This window comes from Nocardia cyriacigeorgica NBRC 100375, assembly GCF_000308555.1.
Classification (GTDB): domain Bacteria; phylum Actinomycetota; class Actinomycetes; order Mycobacteriales; family Mycobacteriaceae; genus Nocardia; species Nocardia cyriacigeorgica.
Map to the genome: position 1 here is coordinate 1 of NZ_BAFY01000111.1, position 19911 is coordinate 19911.

At 68.2% G+C, this 19911-nt stretch carries 19 protein-coding genes; 4 read left to right on the top strand and 15 right to left on the bottom strand.

From position 1 onward, the window contains the following. From RJ05_RS10265 to RJ05_RS10285, 5 genes are all read right to left on the bottom strand, one after another. Positions 1–1218 (bottom strand): PucR family transcriptional regulator (locus tag RJ05_RS10265; RefSeq protein WP_036536106.1); only part of this gene is annotated, 1218 nt, incomplete at its 3' end. A 161-nt stretch (positions 1219–1379) separates the two neighbouring features. After that, complete coding sequence (locus tag RJ05_RS10270) at positions 1380–1874, bottom strand: DUF3558 domain-containing protein (RefSeq protein WP_081597267.1); 495 nt, start codon at positions 1872–1874, stop codon at positions 1380–1382. Positions 1875–2279: 405 nt separating this feature from the next. Further along, a complete protein-coding gene (locus tag RJ05_RS10275) occupies positions 2280–3350 on the bottom strand; it encodes a DoxX family protein (RefSeq protein ID WP_036536109.1) in 1071 nt (356 codons plus the stop codon). Between the two features lie 232 nt (positions 3351–3582). After that, positions 3583–4995 carry an MDR family MFS transporter gene (locus RJ05_RS10280; RefSeq protein ID WP_036536110.1) on the bottom strand — a complete coding sequence of 471 codons (1413 nt, stop codon included), beginning with the start codon at positions 4993–4995 and terminating at the stop codon, positions 3583–3585. 76 nt (positions 4996–5071) lie between these two features. After that, entirely contained in the window at positions 5072–6121 is a 1050-nt protein-coding gene (locus RJ05_RS10285) for a ferredoxin--NADP reductase (protein ID WP_036536117.1), read from the bottom strand. A 188-nt stretch (positions 6122–6309) separates the two neighbouring features. On the opposite strand from RJ05_RS10285, the gene RJ05_RS10290 reads away from it, so the two are divergent. Further along, a complete protein-coding gene (locus tag RJ05_RS10290; protein ID WP_036536149.1) occupies positions 6310–7107 on the top strand; it encodes a mycofactocin-coupled SDR family oxidoreductase in 798 nt (265 codons plus the stop codon). A gap of 1 nt (position 7108) precedes the next feature. After that, positions 7109–7936 (top strand): mycofactocin-coupled SDR family oxidoreductase, encoded by an 828-nt coding sequence (locus RJ05_RS10295; protein WP_036536119.1) that lies wholly within the window; start codon positions 7109–7111, stop codon positions 7934–7936. 124 nt (positions 7937–8060) lie between these two features. On the opposite strand, the gene RJ05_RS10300 is transcribed toward RJ05_RS10295, so the two are convergent. The 7 genes from RJ05_RS10300 to RJ05_RS10330 all read right to left on the bottom strand — a co-directional run bounded on the left by RJ05_RS10300 (position 8061) and on the right by RJ05_RS10330 (position 14459). Next, complete coding sequence (locus RJ05_RS10300; RefSeq protein WP_036536120.1) at positions 8061–8924, bottom strand: alpha/beta fold hydrolase; 864 nt, start codon at positions 8922–8924, stop codon at positions 8061–8063. Positions 8925–9188: 264 nt separating this feature from the next. After that, positions 9189–9452 carry a hypothetical protein gene (locus RJ05_RS10305; RefSeq protein WP_138445797.1) on the bottom strand — a complete coding sequence of 88 codons (264 nt, stop codon included), beginning with the start codon at positions 9450–9452 and terminating at the stop codon, positions 9189–9191. A 119-nt stretch (positions 9453–9571) separates the two neighbouring features. After that, positions 9572–11071, bottom strand: a complete 1500-nt coding sequence (locus tag RJ05_RS10310; protein ID WP_036536124.1) for an MFS transporter — start codon at positions 11069–11071, stop codon at positions 9572–9574. 319 nt (positions 11072–11390) lie between these two features. Continuing rightward, on the bottom strand, positions 11391–12182 hold the full coding sequence (locus RJ05_RS10315; RefSeq protein ID WP_036536132.1) for an SDR family NAD(P)-dependent oxidoreductase: 792 nt from the start codon (positions 12180–12182) through the stop codon (positions 11391–11393). Between the two features lie 26 nt (positions 12183–12208). Further along, entirely contained in the window at positions 12209–12466 is a 258-nt protein-coding gene (locus RJ05_RS10320) for a hypothetical protein (protein ID WP_036536135.1), read from the bottom strand. 47 nt (positions 12467–12513) lie between these two features. Further along, the gene (locus tag RJ05_RS10325) at positions 12514–12885 is read right to left on the bottom strand and encodes an SgcJ/EcaC family oxidoreductase (protein ID WP_036536138.1); all 372 of its coding nucleotides are present in this window, start codon (positions 12883–12885) and stop codon (positions 12514–12516) included. Positions 12886–12923: 38 nt separating this feature from the next. Then, positions 12924–14459, bottom strand: a complete 1536-nt coding sequence (locus RJ05_RS10330) for an FAD-binding protein (protein WP_036536140.1) — start codon at positions 14457–14459, stop codon at positions 12924–12926. A 196-nt stretch (positions 14460–14655) separates the two neighbouring features. Here RJ05_RS10330 and RJ05_RS10335 point away from each other — a divergent pair, with 196 nt between their 5' ends. After that, positions 14656–16287: a flavin-containing monooxygenase gene (locus tag RJ05_RS10335; RefSeq protein ID WP_036536142.1), complete on the top strand. Its 1632-nt coding sequence runs from the start codon at positions 14656–14658 to the stop codon at positions 16285–16287. Between the two features lie 69 nt (positions 16288–16356). Here RJ05_RS10335 and RJ05_RS10340 read toward each other — a convergent pair whose 3' ends face one another. Continuing rightward, on the bottom strand, positions 16357–16863 hold the full coding sequence (locus tag RJ05_RS10340; protein WP_036536144.1) for a flavin reductase family protein: 507 nt from the start codon (positions 16861–16863) through the stop codon (positions 16357–16359). A gap of 195 nt (positions 16864–17058) precedes the next feature. Between RJ05_RS10340 and RJ05_RS10345 the strand changes: the two genes are divergently transcribed. Continuing rightward, positions 17059–17679: a PadR family transcriptional regulator gene (locus tag RJ05_RS10345; protein WP_228784340.1), complete on the top strand. Its 621-nt coding sequence runs from the start codon at positions 17059–17061 to the stop codon at positions 17677–17679. A 75-nt stretch (positions 17680–17754) separates the two neighbouring features. Here the strand turns inward: RJ05_RS10345 and lipP1 are convergent, their stop codons facing one another. Both lipP1 and RJ05_RS10355 read right to left on the bottom strand, forming a co-directional pair. After that, the gene (gene lipP1 / locus RJ05_RS10350) at positions 17755–18684 is read right to left on the bottom strand and encodes a LipP1 family hormone-sensitive lipase (RefSeq protein ID WP_036536153.1); all 930 of its coding nucleotides are present in this window, start codon (positions 18682–18684) and stop codon (positions 17755–17757) included. Positions 18685–18924: 240 nt separating this feature from the next. After that, complete coding sequence (locus RJ05_RS10355; RefSeq protein WP_036536146.1) at positions 18925–19779, bottom strand: IclR family transcriptional regulator; 855 nt, start codon at positions 19777–19779, stop codon at positions 18925–18927. Positions 19780–19911 lie beyond the last annotated feature (132 nt).

The window sequence follows — 19911 nt, forward strand, 5'->3', positions numbered from 1 at the left end:
GGACGAACGGTAGGTGCGCGCCACCAGCGCCGAACGCAGGTACCACAGCCCCGAGGGCTGAGTTGGGTCGAATCCGGTGAGCTGCGCGATCCGCTTGAGCCGGTAGTCGATGGTGTTGGTGTGGATGTGCATGACCCGTGCGGTGCGCTGACGGTTGAGGTTGTTGGAGATGTGGCGCTGCAACGTCTCCAGCAGTTCCGGGTGGTCGTCGAGCGGATCGAGCAGCGAGCCGAGGTACTCCCGGCCCGGCCCCGGTCTGGTGAGCTGATATTCCAGCGCCATATCGTCGAAGCGGTACAGTCCGCGCACGCAGCGCAGCCGTTGCACCATGTCCAGCAGTTCATGCGCCTGATCGGCGGCGCCGGGGATCTTCGCCGTCGGCGACTCCACCACCGCGGCGGTGATCGGCACCTGGGCCGCGCGCGACAGTTGCACGACGAGCTCATCGAGTTCGTCATCGGAGAACGTCGAGCTCGGGATGAGGATCGTGCCGCCGTCCACGCTCAGCAGCGACAGCGCCCGCTCCCCGCACCGAGTGGCCAGCTCGGCCTGTACCCGGCGCAGCTTGCGCCGGGCCACCACTTTGCAGTCCAGGGTCGGGTCGGCCTCGTCGGGGTGGGCGGGGATCGCCATGGCCAGCACGGTGTAGGACTCGGCGATCTCGATCCCGCATTCGCGGGCCATGGTCGAGGTGCTGTGCCCGCCGAGCAGCGCGGAGGTGAGCGTGTGCACCGCGGTGTGGTGCTCGCTGACCACGGCGCGCAGCTCGCGCACATAGGCCATGGAGATCGCCGAGGTCATCCGGTCCAGCATCTCGACCACCAGCTTGGCGCCGTCGACCAGGTTGGAGTAGTCGGTGACCGAGGCGTTCGACACCACCAGGTCGAAGCCGAGCTTGAAACCCTCGTGGATGGCGTGGTGAATGGTGTCGATCGGCACGCCCTCACGGGCCCAGCCTGCCGCGGCGTTCTCCAGGCGCCGGGTCTTCTCCGGGATATCGCGTCCGTCGAGCATGCTCACGGCCAGCTCGAGACAGACCCGGGTGATCGTGGTGACGTCGCCGTAGATGGCGTCGCCGGGCAAGGTGCCGCACGGCACCACGTTCTCCACGAAATGGCCGACCATCTGCCGCGATAGGCTGCGAACGTCCTGCAGGGGCGCCGACATCGGCTGCCCGGAAACCGTGAGTGCTGCTCGCATCGCGCTGTCGACGGCCATGGTGACTCCTTCTACCCCCCGATTGCGACTGTGCGGTAATACGCTAGCCAGCCCGTCACCGCAACCGGGGAGTTTTCCGAGTGGATTGGGCGGGCGCGAGTCTGTGAACGACATTGTTTGTGAGCGGTCACAGCGGAATTCTTCCTGGTGAGGCCGAACGCTCAGCCGGGTAGGCCGGGCGCGAGGATCGCGGTGACGCGCTCGACCCGGGCGCAGCTCGGCTCACCCGCGGGATCGGCGCCGCGGTCCACCCGGATGCGCACCACCCCGCCACCGGCGGTGCCGAGCGCCAGCGAACAGTTGGTGTCCGGGCCGCCGCCGTGATGGAAGCGCAGTGCCGGCCGATTCGCGACGGTGGTGTCGGTGGCGTCGGCGACGCCCGGCTCCTCGCGCAGTTGCGCGAGCTCGGTGTCGTCGGCGAACTGGATTCGCACCGCGGCATCGGCGCTGCTCCACCCGCAGCCGCTCCAGGTCTCATCGTCGCCGGCGGCCACATCCTTGCGTTTGGACGCGGCGGCGAACCCGGCCTCGGTGATCAACTGATCGGCGACCGTGCACGGATCCCACGACGGCGTCGCCGGAGTCTCGGCATCTCCGGAACCGCATCCCGTCACCAGGATGCCCGCGCTGATCACTACCGCCGCCAGTCGAATCATGGCGCGGATGCTAGCGAGCCCGAGGTCCCGCGCACACCTCTGTTGTGCCGGTTCACAGGCACCGGCGCGATGAGCTTGATCCTGCAACAAAGGAAATACGGGATGCACGGCCGGCGCTCGTCGCGCAAGTGCCTGTGGTCGGATATGCGCCGATCATCAGCCCAGCGGGATCGCACCCGATTCACCGTGTTGATACCGGAGGCAGCAGAGCCGGCGGGGGGCGATGCCGCGGGCAATGCTCACGACCTGTGGTTCATCGGCAGTCATCGCCGAAGGTGTCATCGTCGTTGACTCATGCCGGCGAATAACGCAGCGGCGGAGAACGCGGGGCGCGGTGGCCGGGCCGACGTCGCTGTCAGCGAGGTCGGCGCGACCATCGTGCTACGCGTGCGCTCGAACTCTTACCTACCGAGATTTGCGCCAGAACCCGCGCTTCGGCTCCACCTGGTCCCGGGCGGATTCGGCCGCTTTGGCGCCGGAATCGGCGAGATGCGCGCCCTGCTCGCGGGCGGCTGCGGCGAGTTCGGCGGCGCGGTGGCGGGCGAGCTCGGCCCATTCCGCGCCCCGATGCTTGGCCACATCGGCGAATTCCGCACCACGATGCTTGGCGACGTCGGCGAGTTCGGCGCTGCGCGATTTGGCGAGCTCGGCCCATTCGGGCCCGTGCTGCTGGGCCGTCTCGGCGAGGGTGGCGCCCCGTTGTTTGGCTGCCTCGGCCAGCACGGGTCCGCGCTGCTGGGCCACATCGGCGAGGACCGCGCCGCGCTGCTGGGCGGTTTCGGCCAACGCCGCACCACGGTGTTTGGCGACCTCGGCGAGTTCGGCGCCGCGTTGTTTGGCTGCCTCGGCCAGCACCGGTCCGCGCTCCTGTGCGGTTTCGGCCAGGGCCGCGCCCTTGCTCGCGGCGACGCCGGCGAACTCGCGGCCTCGCTCGGCGGCATGCTGGAGCTGCTGACGCAGGGCCTCGCCGGTGCCGTCCTGGGAAGCCGCCCCGAACGGCAATGCCGCGCTCACGGCGGTGGCGGCGCCCTTGGCCGCGCGCCGGCCGCGCCAGCCGAGCGAGGGTTTGCCCGCGGTGTCGGCGCTGGCGATCATCAGCCCGCCCAGCAGGCTGACGTCCTTGAGGAAGGCGGTGCGTTTGGCGGCTCTGCGCTCGGGATCGGATTCGGCCCAGAAGTCCTGCTGGGTGAGGGTCGCGGGAACGACGGTCGCGGCCAGCGCCAGCGCCGCCAGCCTGGGAGCCTTGCCGAGCGCGAGCATCGCGCCACCGGCCACCTGCGTCACCGCCGTCGCCTTGACCAGCAGATCTGGGTCGCTCGGCAGCTTCTGGGCCACGTCCGACGGCAGCTTCTCATGACCCTGCTGCACCACCGCCGACGCCGTTTTCACCCGGGGCTCCGGATGCATGAGGGTGTCGACACCGTCCACGACGAAAGCACTCGCCAGCAATGGTCGGGCGAGCCTGCGGATCAGCATGATGGGAACCCCTTTCCTCGGGAGTCTCGATCGTGACGTGATGGTCGTGCGGTCGAACTCTGGCGAAGCCGCGGCAACGGGTCGTCGCGGACCGGTGTCGGGCCGGGCCGACTTCGTCGTCGGCCTGCCCACCAGGTGTTTCCGACCGTACCACCGCGTATACCCGCTATGACCGAGGTGAATCGGGGCGCGCGGAGAGGCGAATGCCGTCAGCGGAAAATGCTCGGGCCCATCACAATTTGTCGGCGGTACGCCGCGGCATCATCGCGCAGGCGATCACTGTCAGCACCGTCGTCACGAGCACCGCGATGAACACCAGATGGACCGCTTCGGCGAGGGTGTCCGGCGCGGGGCTGTCGGTGTCGCCGATTCGCGCGTTGACGATCGCGCCGAACACCGCCACCCCGACGGCGCTACCGAGCGAACGCGCGAACATGTTCGCCGAGGTGACCACGCCGCGTTCGCTCCACTCGGCGCTGGTCTGCGCGGCGATCAGAGTAGGGGTTGCCACCAGGCCCATCCCGGATCCGACGACGAAACAGGAGGCCGCCACCTGCCACAGCGGACTCTGCCCGGTGATCAACAGCATCGATGCGGCGCCGGCGGCCGCCAGGCTGCTGCCGATCAGCGCGGTGTTGCGGAATCCGAGCCGCAAATACACCCGCCCGGCCTGCGAGGCGGCCAGCGGCCACCCGAGGGTGAGTGCGCCGACGGTCAAGCCGGCCACCAGCGCCCCGGTGCCGAGCACACCTTGGGCGAAGGTCGGGACGTAGGAGGTGAGCCCGAGCAGCAGCGCCCCGACCATCAACGACACGGCACTACTGGCCACCACCACCCGCCGGGTGAACAGCCACAGCGGCAGGATCGGGTGTTCGGCCCGGCGCTGCACCCAGACGAACAGGCCGATCACGACAATGCCGCCGGCGAAGATGGCGATGCTGACCGGCGACTGCCACGCCCAGGCCTGCCCGCCTTCGAGCAGCCCGAGAATCAACGCGCCCGCGCCAACGGTGAGCAGGGTGGCGCCGAGATAGTCCACTCGCTGCCGCCGCCGCGGCGCGGTCTCGGTGAACTTGCGCAGCAGCATCCAGCCCGCCAGCGCCGAGATCGGGATATTGATCAGGAAGATCCAGCGCCAGCCGATGTATTCGGCGAACACCCCGCCCAGCAGCGGTCCGGCCACCGACGACATCGCCCACACGCTGGCCAGATAGCCCTGCACCTTCGCGCGTTCGGCGAGGTTGTAGAGGTCGCCGGCGATGGTCATCGTCATCGGCTGGATGGCGCCGGCACCGATGCCCTGGATGGCGCGGAAGATGATCAGTCCGAGCATGCTGCCGGCCAGCCCGCACAGCAGCGACCCCAGCGCGAACACCCCGATCCCGAACAGGATCACCGGTTTGCGGCCGACGATGTCGGAGAGTTTGCCGTAGATCGGCACCGTGACGGCCTGGGCCAGCAGGTAGATCGAGAACAGCCACGGGAATTGGGCGAAGCCGCCCAGGCTTTCGGTGATGGTGAGGACGGCGGTCGCGATGATCGTCGAGTCGAGCGCGACCAGCGAGGTGGCCAGCATCAGGGAACCGAGGACGGCGCCGCGCTCCGACCGCAGGCCCACCGCTGATTCCGCTGTCTCCGTCACCATCGGCGGCCCCTATCGTTCGTTCGAGTAAACAATTCGAACGAACGCCGCCGCCACCGGAATATTCCTGGCCGCTGCATCAGAACCGGATCTTCAGCTGGTCACTGCGCGGCCGGGCCTGGCAGCCGAGGATGTAGCCCGCGTCGATGTCCTCCTGGTCGAGGATCGCACTCGGCGGCATGTCGACCTCGCCCTCGACCACCGTGCACGCGCAGGACCCGCACTCGCCCTCGCGGCAGGAGTAGGGCACATCCAGTCCCTTCGACAGCATGATGTCGACCAGGGTGCGCGAACGCGGCCAGTCCATCTGATGCACCTCGCCGTCGAGCTCCACCGCCACGGCCGCCGAGTCCTCGTCGGTGTCGACCGCGTCGATCTCGGCGAACGGGTCGCCCGACAGTGAGGTGAAGACCTCGGTGCGCACCCGCTCACGCGGCCAGCCCGCGCCGGTCAGCGCCTCGCTCACCGCGGCCATGAACGGCGCCGGACCGCAGATGAACGATTCGAACGCACCGAAGGGTTCGGCGAAAGCGGCCAGTTGCGCCGGGGTGGGCAGACCCTGCAGCGTCTCCAGCCGATGCACCACCGTCAACCGGTCGGGATGACGCTGCCCGAGTTCGCGCAGTTCACGGGCGAAGATCACCGAATCCTGGTCGCGGTTGGCGTAATACAGCACCACCCGGCCCGTGCCCTCGGCCAGCGCGGAGCGCAGGATCGACATCACCGGGGTGATGCCGCTGCCGGCCGCCCAGAGCAGAAAATCGGTATCGAGCGAGGCGGGGGTGAAGGTGCCCGACGGTGGCAGGACCTCGATCGTGTCGCCCGCGGAGACGTTGTCGCACAACCAGTTCGAGCCGTAGCCGTCGGCCGTGCGCTTCACGGTGACCTTCGGCGCATCGTCGGCGTAGGGCGAGCTGGCCAGCGAATAGCAGCGAGCCACCGAGCCGGTCTGCTCGCTCGGAATACGCAGGGTGAGGAACTGTCCCGGACGGTAGCGGAAGCGATCCGCGACCTCGTCCGGGATCTCGAACACCAGCGAGCGGGCGTCGGCGGTCTCCTCGATCACCTCGGTCACCCGCAGCGTCACCGCGCGCGAGCTGCGGGGTAGATCAACAGTCGCCGTTGTCACTTCTTCCTCCTGCGGTCACGAATGGGCGCCGAGGCCATGCTCGCCGAACCCGGTCGGCCGATGGGCTCGCGATCCCGATGGCCGGGACGCAGGTCTGGACCGCCCGCTCACCGGGACGCCGCACCGCACGGTGGGCCGCCGCGTCCTACCGTCACGCCGGTGAGCAGTCGATTCCCCGGGAGCATCCCATGAACCGCATGCAGGACAAGGTCGCGTTGGTCACCGGCGCCGGGCGCGGGATGGGCCGCACCCACTGCCGCAGGCTCGCCGAAGAAGGCGCCGACATCATCGCGCTGGACCTGGCCGGCTCGGCCGATGACCTCACCGTGACAGCGCGAGAGGTGGAGGCGCTCGGGCGCCGATGCGTCACCGGGTTCGCCGATGTGCGTGATCAGGCCGCCCTCGACGCCGCCGTCGCCGAGGGCGCCGACCGGCTCGGCCGCCTGGACGTGATCGTCGCCAATGCCGGCATCTACGCCGATCTCGGCCCGTCGTGGGAACTCACCGACGCCGCCTGGCAGCGCACGCTCGACATCAACCTCACCGGTGTCTGGCATACCGTGCGCGCCGGCGCGCCGTACCTGCCGAACGGCGCGTCGATCGTCATCGTCAGCTCCACCAACGGGCTCAAGGGCGGGGCGAACGCGGCACACTACTCGGCCAGCAAGCATGCCGTGGTCGGGCTCGCCCGCACGCTCGCCAACGAGATGGGTCCGCTGGGCATCCGGGTCAACACCGTGCACCCGGGTTCGGTCGGTACGCCGATGATCCTGAACGAGAGCGTCTTCGCGAAGCTGCGGCCCGATCTGGCGCATCCGACCGAGGCGGACGCCGCCGAAGCGCTCGCGCAACGCAATCTGCTGCCCGTGCCGTGGGTCGATCCGGTCGACATCAGCAACGCGGTGGTGTTCCTCGCATCCGACGAGTCCCGTTACATCACGGGAACCCAGCTCGTCGTGGATGCCGGACTGACTCAGAAGGTGTGATATGGGACGGGTTTCAGGCAAGGTCGCACTGGTCACCGGCGCGGCGCGGGGTATCGGCCGCGCGCAGGCGGTGCGGCTGGCCGAAGAAGGCGCCGACATCATCGCCCTGGACATCTGCGCACCGGTCGAGACGGTGATCATCCCGCCGGCCACACCGGAGGATCTCGCGGAGACCGCGCGGGCGGTCGAGGCGGCAGGCGGGAAGGTCGTCACCGCGGCCGTCGACGTGCGTGACGGGGCGGCCCTGCGCGAGGCGACCGATGCCGCCGTCGCCCGCTTCGGTGGCCTCGACATCGTCTGCGCCACCGCGGGTATCACCTCCAGCGCACCGGCGCTGGAGTTGAGCGAAGCCGCCTGGCAGACGATGCTCGACGTCAACCTCACCGGCGTCTGGCAGACCTGCAAGGCCGCCACCCCGCACCTCATCGAACGCGGTGGCGGATCGATGATCCTGACCAGCTCCATCGCCGGGCTGCGCGGGCTGGTCGGGGTGGCCCATTACACCGCGGCCAAGCACGGCGTGGTCGGGCTGATGCGTTCGCTCGCCAAGGAATTGGCGGCCCATCAGGTGCGGGTGAATTCGGTGCATCCCACCAATGTCGACACGCCGATGATTCAGAACGATATGGTGCGCAAGGTCTTCCGGCCCGATCGCGAACATCCGACGCGCGAGGAATTCGCCGAAGCCGCCATGTCGATGAACATGCTGCCGATTCCCTGGGTGGAGCCGATCGATATCGCCAACGCCTCGCTGTTCCTCGCTTCCGACGAGGCGCGCTACATCACCGCGGTGACGTTGCCGGTCGACGCCGGAAGCACTCAGCGGTAGCGGTTCGCCGCCGGGGCCTCGGCAGCGCCCACCTGCGGTGATCCCCCTCCGCGAGACGACCGAACAGTTCGGCCCCACCGATGGTGGGGCCGAACTGCGTCAGATCACTGTCGATCGCGACCGATCACTCTTTACGTAGCAGGAATGCCCGCACCGCCGACTCGAACGCTTCCTTCTGTTCGATCATCGCCCAGTGCCCGCAATTGGGGAACACATGCAATTCGGCACGCGGAATCGTGCGCATCGGAATCAACGCCATATCCAGCGGGCTCACCCGGTCGTCGCGACCCCACGTCAACAGGGTCGGCGCCTTGACCTTGTGCAGCATCGCCCAGGGCGGGGGAGCGTCGGAGGCCTCCATCGCGCGCACCATCGCGGCGAACGCGGCCTTGCTGTACATCCGGCGCGCACTGTCGAGGGTTTCCGGATCGGTGGCCTGCGTCCACCGTTCCTCGATGAGTTCCTCGGTGACCAGCGCCGGGTCATAGACCATCGAATGCAGCCATTCGATCAGCCGGGCCCGCGTGGGGTTCTCGGTGAACTCCTGCAGCAGCTTGATTCCCTCACCCGGACCCGGGCTGAAAATGTTCTTGCCGATCCCGCCGATGGTCACCAGTTTGCCGACTTTGTCCGGCTGCGCGATCGCGTAGTTCAACGCGACCCCGCCGCCCATCGAATTGCCGATGATGTCGACCCGATCGAGCCCGAGTGCGTCGACGAACCGGCCCACCGCCTCCAACGCCGTGACCATCGGATGGCCGCCGAAGTCGTCGCTCACCCCGAAGCCGGGGAACTCCAGAATCAAGCAGCGGAAATGCTCCGCGAACACACCGAGGTTCCCGCGGAAGTTCCGCCACCCGGTGACGCCCGGCCCTGACCCGTGTAGCAGCAACAGCGGTGCGCCCTCCCCGGCCTCGTGATACCGCAGCACCCCCGCCTCGGTCCGCACCTCCCGCAGCGTGCCCTTATAACTCAGGTCCGAAGACATACCCAACCTCCATCTCAGTCGTTCGCCCCCACGTTGCCACTCCCGCGACGGATCTCGGCACCCCTGTTCCGTTGAGCGGACGCACCCGGTTCCCGCTGAGAACCCATTCCCGCACCGGCCCATTCGCCTGTGATCGGCGTTTCGATCCGGCGGAACGCATGTGCGGTCGGTGCTTTCGTGAGCTGAAATCGGCCGAACCTCAGCGAGCTCGAGAGCCCGGCGCTGCGGGACGCCGTCGGCGACTGCGTGGGGGGCATCCGTCGGCTAGGGCAGCGCGGGTCCCAGCTTGATCCTGCGTCCCTCGCCGTGCGGCTCGATCGCGCGGACGGTCCAGATCCGTTCACGCATTTCGGTGCCCGCGGCGGTGCGGTACGCGCCCACCTCGAGGGCGTGGCCGCCGGCGTCGTCGCTGAGGAGACCGGCGGATGCGCGCGAGCCGTCGGCGAAACGGAGGTCGAACTCGTCGGCTCGGTCTGGGGCCTCGATCACCACACCGGGGAACAGGTGCGAATAGGGTACGTCGGCCATGACGGCCATCCTCGTGGACAGCCGTGTCGCCGAAGAGCTCGACACGCCGCTCGGTTCGCATCCACGGGAACACGAGCGAGCCGGCCGCGCACCCGCACGGCCGGCTCGGCACGAATCACTCAGTGGGCGAACACCAGCCCTTCATCACCGGGATCGGTCACCGCCGCCGGAGCGGACAGCTGAACGATCCGCCGCGGCAGTGCCACCGCCACGACCGCACCGATCACCGCGGTGGCGGCGCCGATCAGGAACGCGATGGTGAATCCGCGGTCGAGGTAGAACACCGCGCCCTGGGTCATCTCCGGCGGGATCGGCGCGATGTAGGAGTTGTTCATGACGGTGAACGCGATGACGGGCAGCACAGCGGGGAACACGCTCTGCGAGACGCCGACGATGCTTGCGGTACTGGCCTGCAGCTGCGGCGGCACGGCTTCGATCAGCAGGTTCGGGATCGAGGCGTAGGCCATGCCCATGCCGGTGCCGAAGATGCCCGCGAAGACGATCAGCAGCGGCTTGCTGTCGTGGACGAAGGCCGTCAGCGTGAAACCGGCGGCCATCAGCAGCATGCCGGACGCCATCAGGACGCGGGGACGCACATCGCGACGGCCGACGAGCAGGCCGACGAGCACACCGCCCACCACGACCATCAGGCCGACCGGCGCCTGGAAGATCGCGAAACCTTCGGCGCTGACACCGAATCCGTAGCCGAGCCCGAGCGCCGCCGGTGTCATGGCCAGCATCGGCAGCAGGATGGTGAACAGCCCGCTCGATCCGTAGCAGAGTCCGGCGCCGATCGTGGTGAGCAGCACCGGCCGACGGCCGAGCACGTCGAGGTCGATCAGCGGTTCCCGGATCATCCGCGCGGTCACCGCCCACGCCAGCAGCAGCACTACACCACCGGCCAGGTAGGCCAGGGTCGAACTGTCCCGCCAGCCCCAGGTCGGTCCGAAGCTCACCGCGATCAGCACACCGGCGATACCGCCACCGAGCAGCACCGCGCCGAGCAGATCGAGCCGCGACCGCAGCCGCACCGGCGATTCGGCGGTGGTGAGGAAGATCAGCGCGCCCAGCACGGCCAGACCGATGACGAAGAACCAGAAGATGCTGCGCCACCCGAAGTTGTCGATCAGCCACCCGGTGAGGAACGGCGCGGGAATCGCGATCAACCCCATGCCGCTGGTCGCGATGCTGACCGCAAGCGCGATCGTCTTGGCCGGGAACACATCCCGGATCAGCGAGTAGCTCAGGAACAGGCAGGGCACCAGCAGACCGGTGAGCGCGCGCCCGGCGATCAGCACGGCGTAGCTACCGGCGACGGCCGACAGCAGCGAACCCGCCGCCGCCACGGTCACACAGCCAAGCAGGGCTTTGCGTTTGCCATACATGTCGGCGAGTTTGCCGATCAGCGGTGCGGTGACGGCTCCGACCAGCAGGAACGACGTCAGCAGCCACGCGCCCTGGGTGGTTTGGTAGTGCGCGGCGATCGACGGCAGCGCCGTGGAGATCATCATGTAGCTCACCGCGAGCATTTCCAGTAGGAGCACGATCGAGGCGAGCGAAAAGATCAGGCGCGGGGTCCAGCGCTGCGCGATGTCGGGTGTGGGGGTGGGAGCGACCATCTGCGGTCCTTTCGGGGTGGTTCTCGCATTCGACGAATCGATCGGAATGCGTAACCGACATCACACTTTCCCTGGGCGTGTCGCAGTGCCCGATATCCCACCCACTGGGAGACGAATATGCCTGATAGGCAGATCGGAGACCCGAAAACCATTGATGATCAGCGAATTCCGTGTGTATCACATCCGATGAATTCGCGCTCGTGGCCGGAAATGACGAAACCCCCGCGGACAGGATTGTCCACGGGGGCATCGACAAGCGCACGAATCCCGTGATGCGCGGCGGCAATACGGAATCGTGAAGTGCGCGGGCACGCTCAGCTCATGCGTGCGTACCTCCATCGATCCGGATCTCGGTGCCGGTAATGAACGCGCCGTCTTCGGAGACCAGCATGGCGATCACACCGGCCACCGCCGTCGGATCACCCATGCCCGCACCGCCCGACTCGAGATTTGTCGGCAGTACCGGCGACAGTTTCGCGAACAACGACCAATCGGCGTCGGCGGGAACGTAACCCGGTGTCGCGTCGGTGATCCCGGATTTGATGCTGCCGGGCGCCACACAGACCGCCCGCAATCCCTTGCCGCCGAATTCCAGCGCCAGCGCATGGGTGAACGACTGGATCCCGCCTTTGCTCGCCGCGTAGGCAGCCATATAAGGATGGGCGAACGCCGCCGAGGTCGAACTGAAATTCACCACCGACGACCGCGGATTGGCCAGCAGTGCGGGCAGCGCTTCGCGGACCACGAGGAATGTGCCGGTGAGATTGATGCCGATGATCTGGTTCCACAGATCCAATCCGGTCTGCTCGGTGTGCGAGGCGCGCAGGATGCCGGCGGCGTTCACCACCGAATCGAGGCCACCGAGCGTTTCCACCGCGGTCCGCACGCCGTCGATCACCGACCGCTCGGCGCCGATATCCATGGTGAGGGTGGTGAGCCGGTCCGCGGTCCCGCGCTCGGCGGCGCCGGCCTCGGTGGCGGCCAGACCGTCGGCGGACACATCGGCCGCGACGACCGCGGCCCCTTCGTCGAGCAGGCGCAGTGCGGTGGCCTGCCCGATGCCCGAGGCCGCGCCGGTCACCAGCGTGCGATGGCCTTCCAATCGCTTCATGAATTCTCCTCGTCTGAAAGGGTGGGTCAGCCGATCCGGCCGGGAACCGGTTCGTGCCGTAGTTCGTCGGTGGCCAACGCGCCCTTGGCGACCGCCGCCTCGATCGAATCGCGCAATGCCGGGCAGGTCGGAATCCATTTGCTGTGCTCGCCGAGCGCGGCCCGCCGGGCGAATTCCGGGCAGGCCGACTCGGCGTCGTCGAGCCATTGCACACTGGTGTGGCTCGGGCTGAACTTCTCCACCAGGACGCGGTTACCGCATGTGCCGCACTGTATCGCTTGCATCTGGATGCTCCTCGTCAGCGCACCGGCGGCGCGCTTGGCGTGTCGGTTCAGCCGAGGCTGATGTCGTCGGGCGACCAGAACGCGCGCATGCTGGTGATCCGCGCGTCCTCGTCGAAGGTCATGACGTCGATGGGTTCGATGACGATGGTCTGCTCACCAGTGTCGGTGACCACTCGGAATCCGAAGGCGGCCTGATCGCCGGCAACGCGGACGCTGTGGAGTTCGGTGCTCACCCGCACCGATTCCAATGCGCTGTAGAACTTTTCGATCGCCGCGCGCCCGATGTGCGGCGGGCTGCCGACGGGGTCCTCCACGGTGGCGTCGTCGGTGTAGAGCGCCGCGATGTCCTTCGCGGACCCGTTCGCGACGGTGTCGAGGTAGCGGCGGACCGCCGCGCGGATGTCGTCTGCTGAGGCCATCGAGGGCTCCTCCGGGATTTCTGGTGTCGGGGTGGTGGTCAGTTGCCGAGCAGATCGCGCACGGCGAGGTGGCTGAACAGCATGGATGCGCCGATCGGGTTGCCGCCGCCGGGGTAGACCGTGCCGCTGACGGCCGCCATGGTGTTGCCGGCCGCGTACAGCCCCGGAATCGGCTCACCGTCGCGTGCGAGCACTCGCGCGGCGCTGTCGGTGCGCAGCCCGCCCTTGGTGCCGAGATCGGAGATGCCGAACGCGGCCGCGTGGAACGGCCCCTGCTCGATCGACACCAGCGGCGGTTCACCGCCGGAGAACGCGCGATCGTAGGCCTCGTCGCCGCGTCCGAAATCCGGGTCGACGCCGGTCTCGACGAAGGAGTTGAACCGCTGCACCGTGGCGACCAGCGCCTCGGCGGGCACACCGATCTTCTCGGCGAGCTCGGGCAAGGTGTCGGCGGTGTGCCACAGCCCGGCCGCGACGTATTTCTCCGGTTCGACCATCGAGACGTTGGTGGCCTTGACCGGCGGTACCTCGCCCTCTTTGTCGTCGTAGATCATCCAGTAGGGCAGGGTGAGCGAACCGTCGTCCAGCTTGCCGATGATGTCGCGGCCGAGCCGGTCGTACGGCGCGGACTCGTTGACGAACCGCTTGCCGTCCTGGCCGACGAAGATGCCGCCGGTGAACCACAGCGCGAACGCCGAACGCCCATCCGGATGCGTCAGACCGGGCGACCACCACGCCTGGTCCATCAGATCGGTGTCCGCGCCGGCGGCGATGCCCGCCTTGTGCGCCTTACCCTGATTGCCCCACGGGCCCATGGTGTCGCGGGCCTCGCCGGGTACGCCGTAGTGTTTGCGCAGTTCGTCGTTCTGCTCGAAGCCGCCCGCCGCGAGCACCACACCCTTGCGGGCCCGGATCGCGAACGGCTTGCCCTCGCGTTCGGTGATCGCGCCGACCACGGCGCCGTCCTCGACCACCAGATCCACCAGCGGCGTGTTCAGATACAGCCGCACGTCCGGATACGACGACAAGGCCAGCAGGAACCGCCCGATGAGCGCCTGACCGCCGATCAGCATGTCCGGCAGCGGCGCGCCCAGCCGGTCGGTATCGAGCGGTCCGCGAAGCTGCTCACGCATCTCGCCCAGCGCGGACGCGGGCAGCGGGGTGGGCATGATGTGGCGCTGCCCATCGAGCCTGGCCTTGGGCGCCTTACCGAAGTAGTCCGGCCACGGCAGCATCTCGAACGCGAAATGCTCATCGGATTCCAGGTATTCGATGAGGTCGCCGCCGCGGCGGACGTAGGTCTCCTGGAGTTCGCGCGGTGTCCGGTCGCCGACCACCGCGTGGTAGTAGGTGAGCGCGTCGTCGATGGTGTCGTCGGTGCCCGCGCGGCGCAGCACCGGGTTGCACGGGAACCACATGCCGCCGCCCCCGGAATACGCGGTCGTGCCGCCGAACTTGTCGGTCGCTTCGACCACCGCGACGGTCAGCCCTTCGCGGGCCGCGGTGTAGGCGCCGGCCAGGCCGCCGCCCGAGCCCGCGACCAGCACGTCCACCTCGTCGTTCCAGTCCACCACTGTGAGTCCTCCTGTGCGTTTGCTCACCTTCGACGCTAGGTCGCGCGCCCGGGATCGGGGAACGGCTCTCCCGGTCACCGGGAACGTGGCGGCGGCTGCGGGGAACGTGCCGGTCAGCGGGAGAACGCCTGCTCGAAGGGCCTGCGCAGTACTTAGCGTCGCAGGAGAACTGGAGATTGCTTCGAAAGGTAGGCATGTGAACGCCGAGACGCCAACGTCTGTAGAGACCGTCCCGAGCAGCGTCGACGTGGTGGTCGTCGGTGCTGGCATCGCCGGGCTGTACGCGCTGCACAAATTCCGCTCGCAGGGTCTGACCGTGCAGGTCTTCGAGGCCGCCGACGGGGTGGGCGGCGTGTGGTACTGGAACCGCTATCCCGGCGCGCGCTGCGACGTCGAGAGTGTGGACTACTCGTACTCCTTCGACGAGGCCCTGCAGCAGGAATGGAACTGGAGCGAGAAATACGCCACCCAGCCCGAGATCCTCGCGTATCTGAACCACGTCGCCGACCGCTTCGACCTGCGCCGCGATATCGAGTTCGGCGCCCGCGTCACCGATGCCGTGCTCGACGAATCGAGCCTGCGCTGGGAAGTGCGGACCGACACCGGCACCGTCGTGTCGGCGCGCTTCGTCGTCCTTGCGGTGGGGCCGCTGTCGAATGCCAACACTCCCGACATCGAAGGACTCGACACCTTCGCCGGGCCGGTCCTGCACACCTCGCAGTGGCCGCACGACGGTGTCGATTTCACCGGGCAGCGAGTGGGCGTGATCGGCACGGGTTCCTCGGGGATCCAGGCGATTCCGTGCATCGCCGAACAGGCCGAGCGCCTGCATGTGTTCCAGCGGACGCCGAACTACAGCGTTCCCGCGGGCAACTTGCCCCTCGATGAGGAAACCCGGCGCGCCCAGAAGGCGAACTACGCCGAGCGGCGGCGGCTGTCGATGGCCAGCGGGGGCGGCTCACCGCATCAGCCGCATCCGAAGTCCGCGCTCGAGGTGTCGGAGCAAGAGCGGCGCGAGGCCTACCAGAAGCGGTGGGAGCTGGGTGGAGTGCTGTTCAGCAAGACCTTCCCCGACCAGATGGTGACCCTCGAAGCCAACGACACCGCCCGCCTGTTCTGGGAGGAGAAGGTGCGCGCGGTGATCGACGATTCCGAGGTCGCCGAGCTGCTGATCCCGAAGGATCACCCGATCGGGACCAAGCGCATCTGCACCGACACGAACTACTACCAGACCTACAACCGCGACAAGGTGGAGCTGGTGAACCTGCGCGCCACCCCCATCGAACGCATCGACGCAGGCGGCGTGCACACCACCGGCGCCTACTACCCGCTCGACGCATTGGTGCTCGCCACCGGATTCGACGCGATGACCGGCTCGGTGGCCAAGCTCAATATCGTCGGCCGGGACGGTCGCACCCTCAACGAGGCGTGGAGCGATGGCCCGAAAACCTATCTCGGGCTCGGCGTCACGGGCTTCCCCAACCTGTTCAACCTGACCGGTCCCGGTAGCCCGTCGGTGCTGGCGAACATGGTGCTGCATTCGGAGCTGCACGTCGACTGGGTGGCCGGCGCCATCGACTACCTCGACCGCAACGGCGCGACCGCGCTGGAGGCCAGGCCCGACGCGGTGGAGGCCTGGGTGGCCGAATGCGCCGAACGCGCCGCGCGCACCCTCATGCCCACCGCGAACTCGTGGTACCTGGGCGCGAATGTGCCGGGCAAGCCGCGGGTGTTCATGCCGTTCGTCGGCGGATTCGGCGTCTACGGCGAGATCATCGCCGAGGTGGCGGCCGCGGAATACAAGGGCTTCGACGTCATCGCGGGTTGACCGCAGAAACGAAACGGGTGGTTGGACCGGCTCGTCCGGTCCAACCACCCGTTTCGTCGTCTTCGGGGTTCAGTCGGCGAAACTGCCGAAGGTGCCCTTGTAGAACAGCAGCGGCCGCCCGTTCTCGTCGGCGGCCAGCTCGGTGACCCGGGCCAGCGCGATGGTGTGGTCGCCCGCCTCGTGTTCGAACTCCAGCGTCGCCTCGATGTGGGCGAGTGCGCCGGTGATCGCGGGAGCGCCGTTGCTGCCGTGGGTCCAGTCGATCCCGGCGAACTTGTCGCCGCCGCTGACGGCGAACTGGCGGCAGAGCTCGCGCTGATCGTGGGCCAGTACGTTGATGCACAGCGATCCCACCGAGCGCAGCAGCGGCCAGCTGGTGGAGGTCTTGGCCGGGCAGAACGACACGAGCGGCGGATCCAGCGACACCGACACCACCGACTGGCAGGTGAAGCCCAGCGGCCGGGTGCCATCGTGGGCGGCGATCACCGCGACACCGGTGGCGAAGTGCCCGAGCACCTTGCGTAGGGCGGCGGGCCCTGGGCAGCCCGGTTCGATGACGATGTTGTCTGCGCTCATGCGTGGGGTCCTCCCGAAGATTCTGTCGAACTCCAGCATCGAGTGTGCCGGGTGCGGCCTCAACGTGCTGTCCCGGTCAGCGGTTGTTCGGCGGGTACGGGTGATTTGCCTGGTTGCTAGCATTTGCCGGTGGCATCAAGTGAACCGGAAATCGGCCTGGTCAATCTCCCGCCGACCAGTTGGGCCGTGCTCGCCATGCTCTCCTATGAGGAAGAGATCTCGGGCTACGACCTCAAGAAGTGGGCCGACTGGAGTATCCGGTACTTCTATTGGAGCCCCTCGCACAGCCAGATCTACTCGGAGCTGAAGAAGCTCGAGAAGCACGGTTACGCGACCTCACGCGTCGACAGCGACAACGCCATGCGCGGGCGCAGGCTCTACCGCATCACCGACGAGGGCCGCGCCGCGGTGACCCAGTGGTGCAATGAGGCGCCGGTCGACAAGCCGGTGCTCAAACACCATGTGATGCTGCGAATCATGTTCGGGCATCTGAGTTCCCCGGATCGGCTCAAGGAAATCCTGCGCGATCACATCGAGGACATCGACCGGCTGCGCAAGCGGGCCGCGATCGATTCCGCCGCGGCCAAATCCGAACCCGGCTGGGCGTATTCGCAGATCGTCTTGCAGTGGGCGGAGCGGCATTACGCGGCCGAACGCGATCTCGCGCAGGAGCTGATCGAACAGATCGACGCGGCCGATTCGATTCTGGTGAAGGCCGAGCACGACGACCGGTCCGAATACCCGCATCCGACGCCGGGACGCTGGCGCGAGGTCGAACAGCGGGTCCAGGAGTCGGAGGGGGCGGACGCGGACTGAACGGTCCCGCGCGCCCGGGCACCGTGCTCGAGCGCGCGGAGCGGTCCGTGAGTCGCGGCGCGGCGGCGCCCGATGTCAGCTCTCGTCGGGCCGTGTCAATCGCGTGAGATCGGCCCACACGTCCTTGCACGCCTGCCCGGCCAGTTCGAGCACGGGCATGGTCATGAAGCCGTGAATGGCGCCTTCGTAGCAGCGATGGACGGTCGTGACGCCGGCCTCGGCGAGGGCAAGGGCATAGGCGTCGCCCTCCGAGCGCAGCGGATCGCAGCCTGCCGTCACCACGATGGCCGGTGGCAGCCCGGCGAGATCGGCCGCCACCGGGCTCGCGTACGGGTGGGTGCGGTCGGCGAGGTCGGGAACGTACTGGTCCCAGTACCAGCTCATCGCGGCACGGGTGTTGTAGAAACCTTCGGCGAAGCGGGTGTAGGACTCGGTGGCGAAGTCGGCGGCGAGCACCGGATACAGCAGGGCCTGCGCCGCGATGGCGGGCCCGCCACGATCGCGGGCCATCAGCGCGACGACAGCGGCGAGGTTGCCGCCCGCACTGTCACCGGCGACGACCAGCCGCGCCGGATCGGCGCCGAACTCCGGCGCGTGCTCGACAGCCCACAGCGTGGCCGCGTACACGTCCTCGGCCGCGGTGGGCCACCGGTATTCGGGCGCGAGCCGGTAATCCACCGACACCACCACCGCTCCCACTCCGTTGGCCATCGACCGGCACAGCCCGTCGTGGGTGTCCAGATCGCAGAACACGAACCCGCCGCCGTGCGCGAACACGATGACCGGCACGGGCCCCGCGGAGGACGCGGCCGGACGGTACACGCGAACTCCGCCGCCCAAGGGCAGCTCTCGTTCGATGATCTCGGCTACCGGTTCGGGCTCATCCGGGAGCCGTAGCCGCGCCCGGATCGCCGCCCGCGCCTGCGCCCCGGTCATGGTCTCGACCTTGGGGAATCCGGCGTCGAGCACCGGCAGCAGCGCCGCTACTTCCGGCGCGAGTTCGATGTTGTCGTCAGTGGTCATGAGTCACAACGTCTTTCGGATCGGGTATGCATCCGCGCAGCAGGCTCGACAAATGTCGCGCTCGGGCGGCAGGGGGACGCGCCCGGCAGCAGCGTGCAGGGCAGCGGCGAGACCGAAGCCGAGCCGCACAGTGTGAGTGGTGCACGCCCGGTGATCATGGCTGGTCGGCCGACGCCGGTCCTTCACAGAAGGACGGCTCCGGACCGCGTGTCGCCCACAGACCTACGCGTATTCCAGCGGCCGGGCGGCAGCGGCGGAGGTCCGCATCGCCGGCCCACCGCGCAGCGGGCGCGACTGCTGCAATGTCGGATGTACCCGCGACATGCCGTCCTCGATATTGCGCCAGATGCCGAGCGCGGTGGTGCGCACCGGCGCGGTGAGGCGGTAGTCGAAGTTCATCCGGTCCACCGGCCCGCACACCGACACTGCGGCGATGGCCTCGCCGATATTGCCGATGGGCGCCGCCACGCAACCGAATCCCGGCAGCGACTCCTCGCGCTCGTGGGCGATGCCGTGGGCGCGGACCTTGTCCAGCTCGGCCCGCAGCTGCGCCTTGTTGGAGATGGAGTATTTGGTGCTGCGGTTGAGCACGCCGGTACCGAGTGCGGCGATGCGGTCTTCGTCGGAGTAGGCCAGGATCGCCTTGCCGACGCCGGTACAGTGCGCAGGCCTGCGCCCGCCGATGCGGGTGGGCACCGCCGCCGCCATCCGGCCGCCGATCTTCTCCAGGTAGACCACGTCGGGGCCGTCGAGGACGGCCAGGTGCACCACGAAGCCGGTGGCGCGGTAGAGCTCGTGCAGGAACGGCATCGCCGCACGGTGCAGCCGGTCCTGGTGTACGGCGAGCGAGCCCAGTTCCACCAGCCGGATGCCCAGCTCGTAGTCGCGGCCCTCGCGGCGCAGCCAGCGCAATTGCACGAGTCGTTCGAGCATGCGATGCGCCGAGGACCGGGGCAGCCCGGTCCGGCGCACGATCTGGGCGAGGGTGAGCCTGCCCGGTCCGTCGAAGGCGTCCAGGACCAGCGAGACGCGGTCCAGCACAGCGCTCGGGGTGGCGGCGTCGGCCTGTGTGTTCATGTGGCCCTCCCTGCGGGGTCTACGAGCTGATGCCCAACGGGATATTTCTATTAGGCATATGACTATTCATACCATGACCTTGTGGGCGCTGTCACACAAATCGGACACAGTGATGTAAATCACAACGACCCC

What these genes read in the sequence shown, in the direction of transcription:
- RJ05_RS10270 (WP_081597267.1), bottom strand. Translation starts at nt 1,874, where the DNA reads ATGATTCGACTGGCGGCGGTAGTGATCAGCGCGGGCATCCTGGTGACG.
- RJ05_RS10275 (WP_036536109.1), bottom strand. Translation starts at nt 3,350, where the DNA reads ATGCTGATCCGCAGGCTCGCCCGACCATTGCTGGCGAGTGCTTTCGTC.
- RJ05_RS10280 (WP_036536110.1), bottom strand. Translation starts at nt 4,995, where the DNA reads ATGGTGACGGAGACAGCGGAATCAGCGGTGGGCCTGCGGTCGGAGCGC.
- RJ05_RS10290 (WP_036536149.1), top strand. Translation starts at nt 6,310, where the DNA reads ATGAACCGCATGCAGGACAAGGTCGCGTTGGTCACCGGCGCCGGGCGC.
- RJ05_RS10295 (WP_036536119.1), top strand. Translation starts at nt 7,109, where the DNA reads ATGGGACGGGTTTCAGGCAAGGTCGCACTGGTCACCGGCGCGGCGCGG.
- RJ05_RS10300 (WP_036536120.1), bottom strand. Translation starts at nt 8,924, where the DNA reads ATGTCTTCGGACCTGAGTTATAAGGGCACGCTGCGGGAGGTGCGGACC.
- RJ05_RS10305 (WP_138445797.1), bottom strand. Translation starts at nt 9,452, where the DNA reads ATGGCCGACGTACCCTATTCGCACCTGTTCCCCGGTGTGGTGATCGAG.
- RJ05_RS10310 (WP_036536124.1), bottom strand. Translation starts at nt 11,071, where the DNA reads ATGGTCGCTCCCACCCCCACACCCGACATCGCGCAGCGCTGGACCCCG.
- RJ05_RS10315 (WP_036536132.1), bottom strand. Translation starts at nt 12,182, where the DNA reads ATGAAGCGATTGGAAGGCCATCGCACGCTGGTGACCGGCGCGGCCTCG.
- RJ05_RS10320 (WP_036536135.1), bottom strand. Translation starts at nt 12,466, where the DNA reads ATGCAAGCGATACAGTGCGGCACATGCGGTAACCGCGTCCTGGTGGAG.
- RJ05_RS10325 (WP_036536138.1), bottom strand. Translation starts at nt 12,885, where the DNA reads ATGGCCTCAGCAGACGACATCCGCGCGGCGGTCCGCCGCTACCTCGAC.
- RJ05_RS10340 (WP_036536144.1), bottom strand. Translation starts at nt 16,863, where the DNA reads ATGAGCGCAGACAACATCGTCATCGAACCGGGCTGCCCAGGGCCCGCC.
- RJ05_RS10345 (WP_228784340.1), top strand. Translation starts at nt 17,059, where the DNA reads ATGCTCTCCTATGAGGAAGAGATCTCGGGCTACGACCTCAAGAAGTGG.
- RJ05_RS10355 (WP_036536146.1), bottom strand. Translation starts at nt 19,779, where the DNA reads ATGAACACACAGGCCGACGCCGCCACCCCGAGCGCTGTGCTGGACCGC.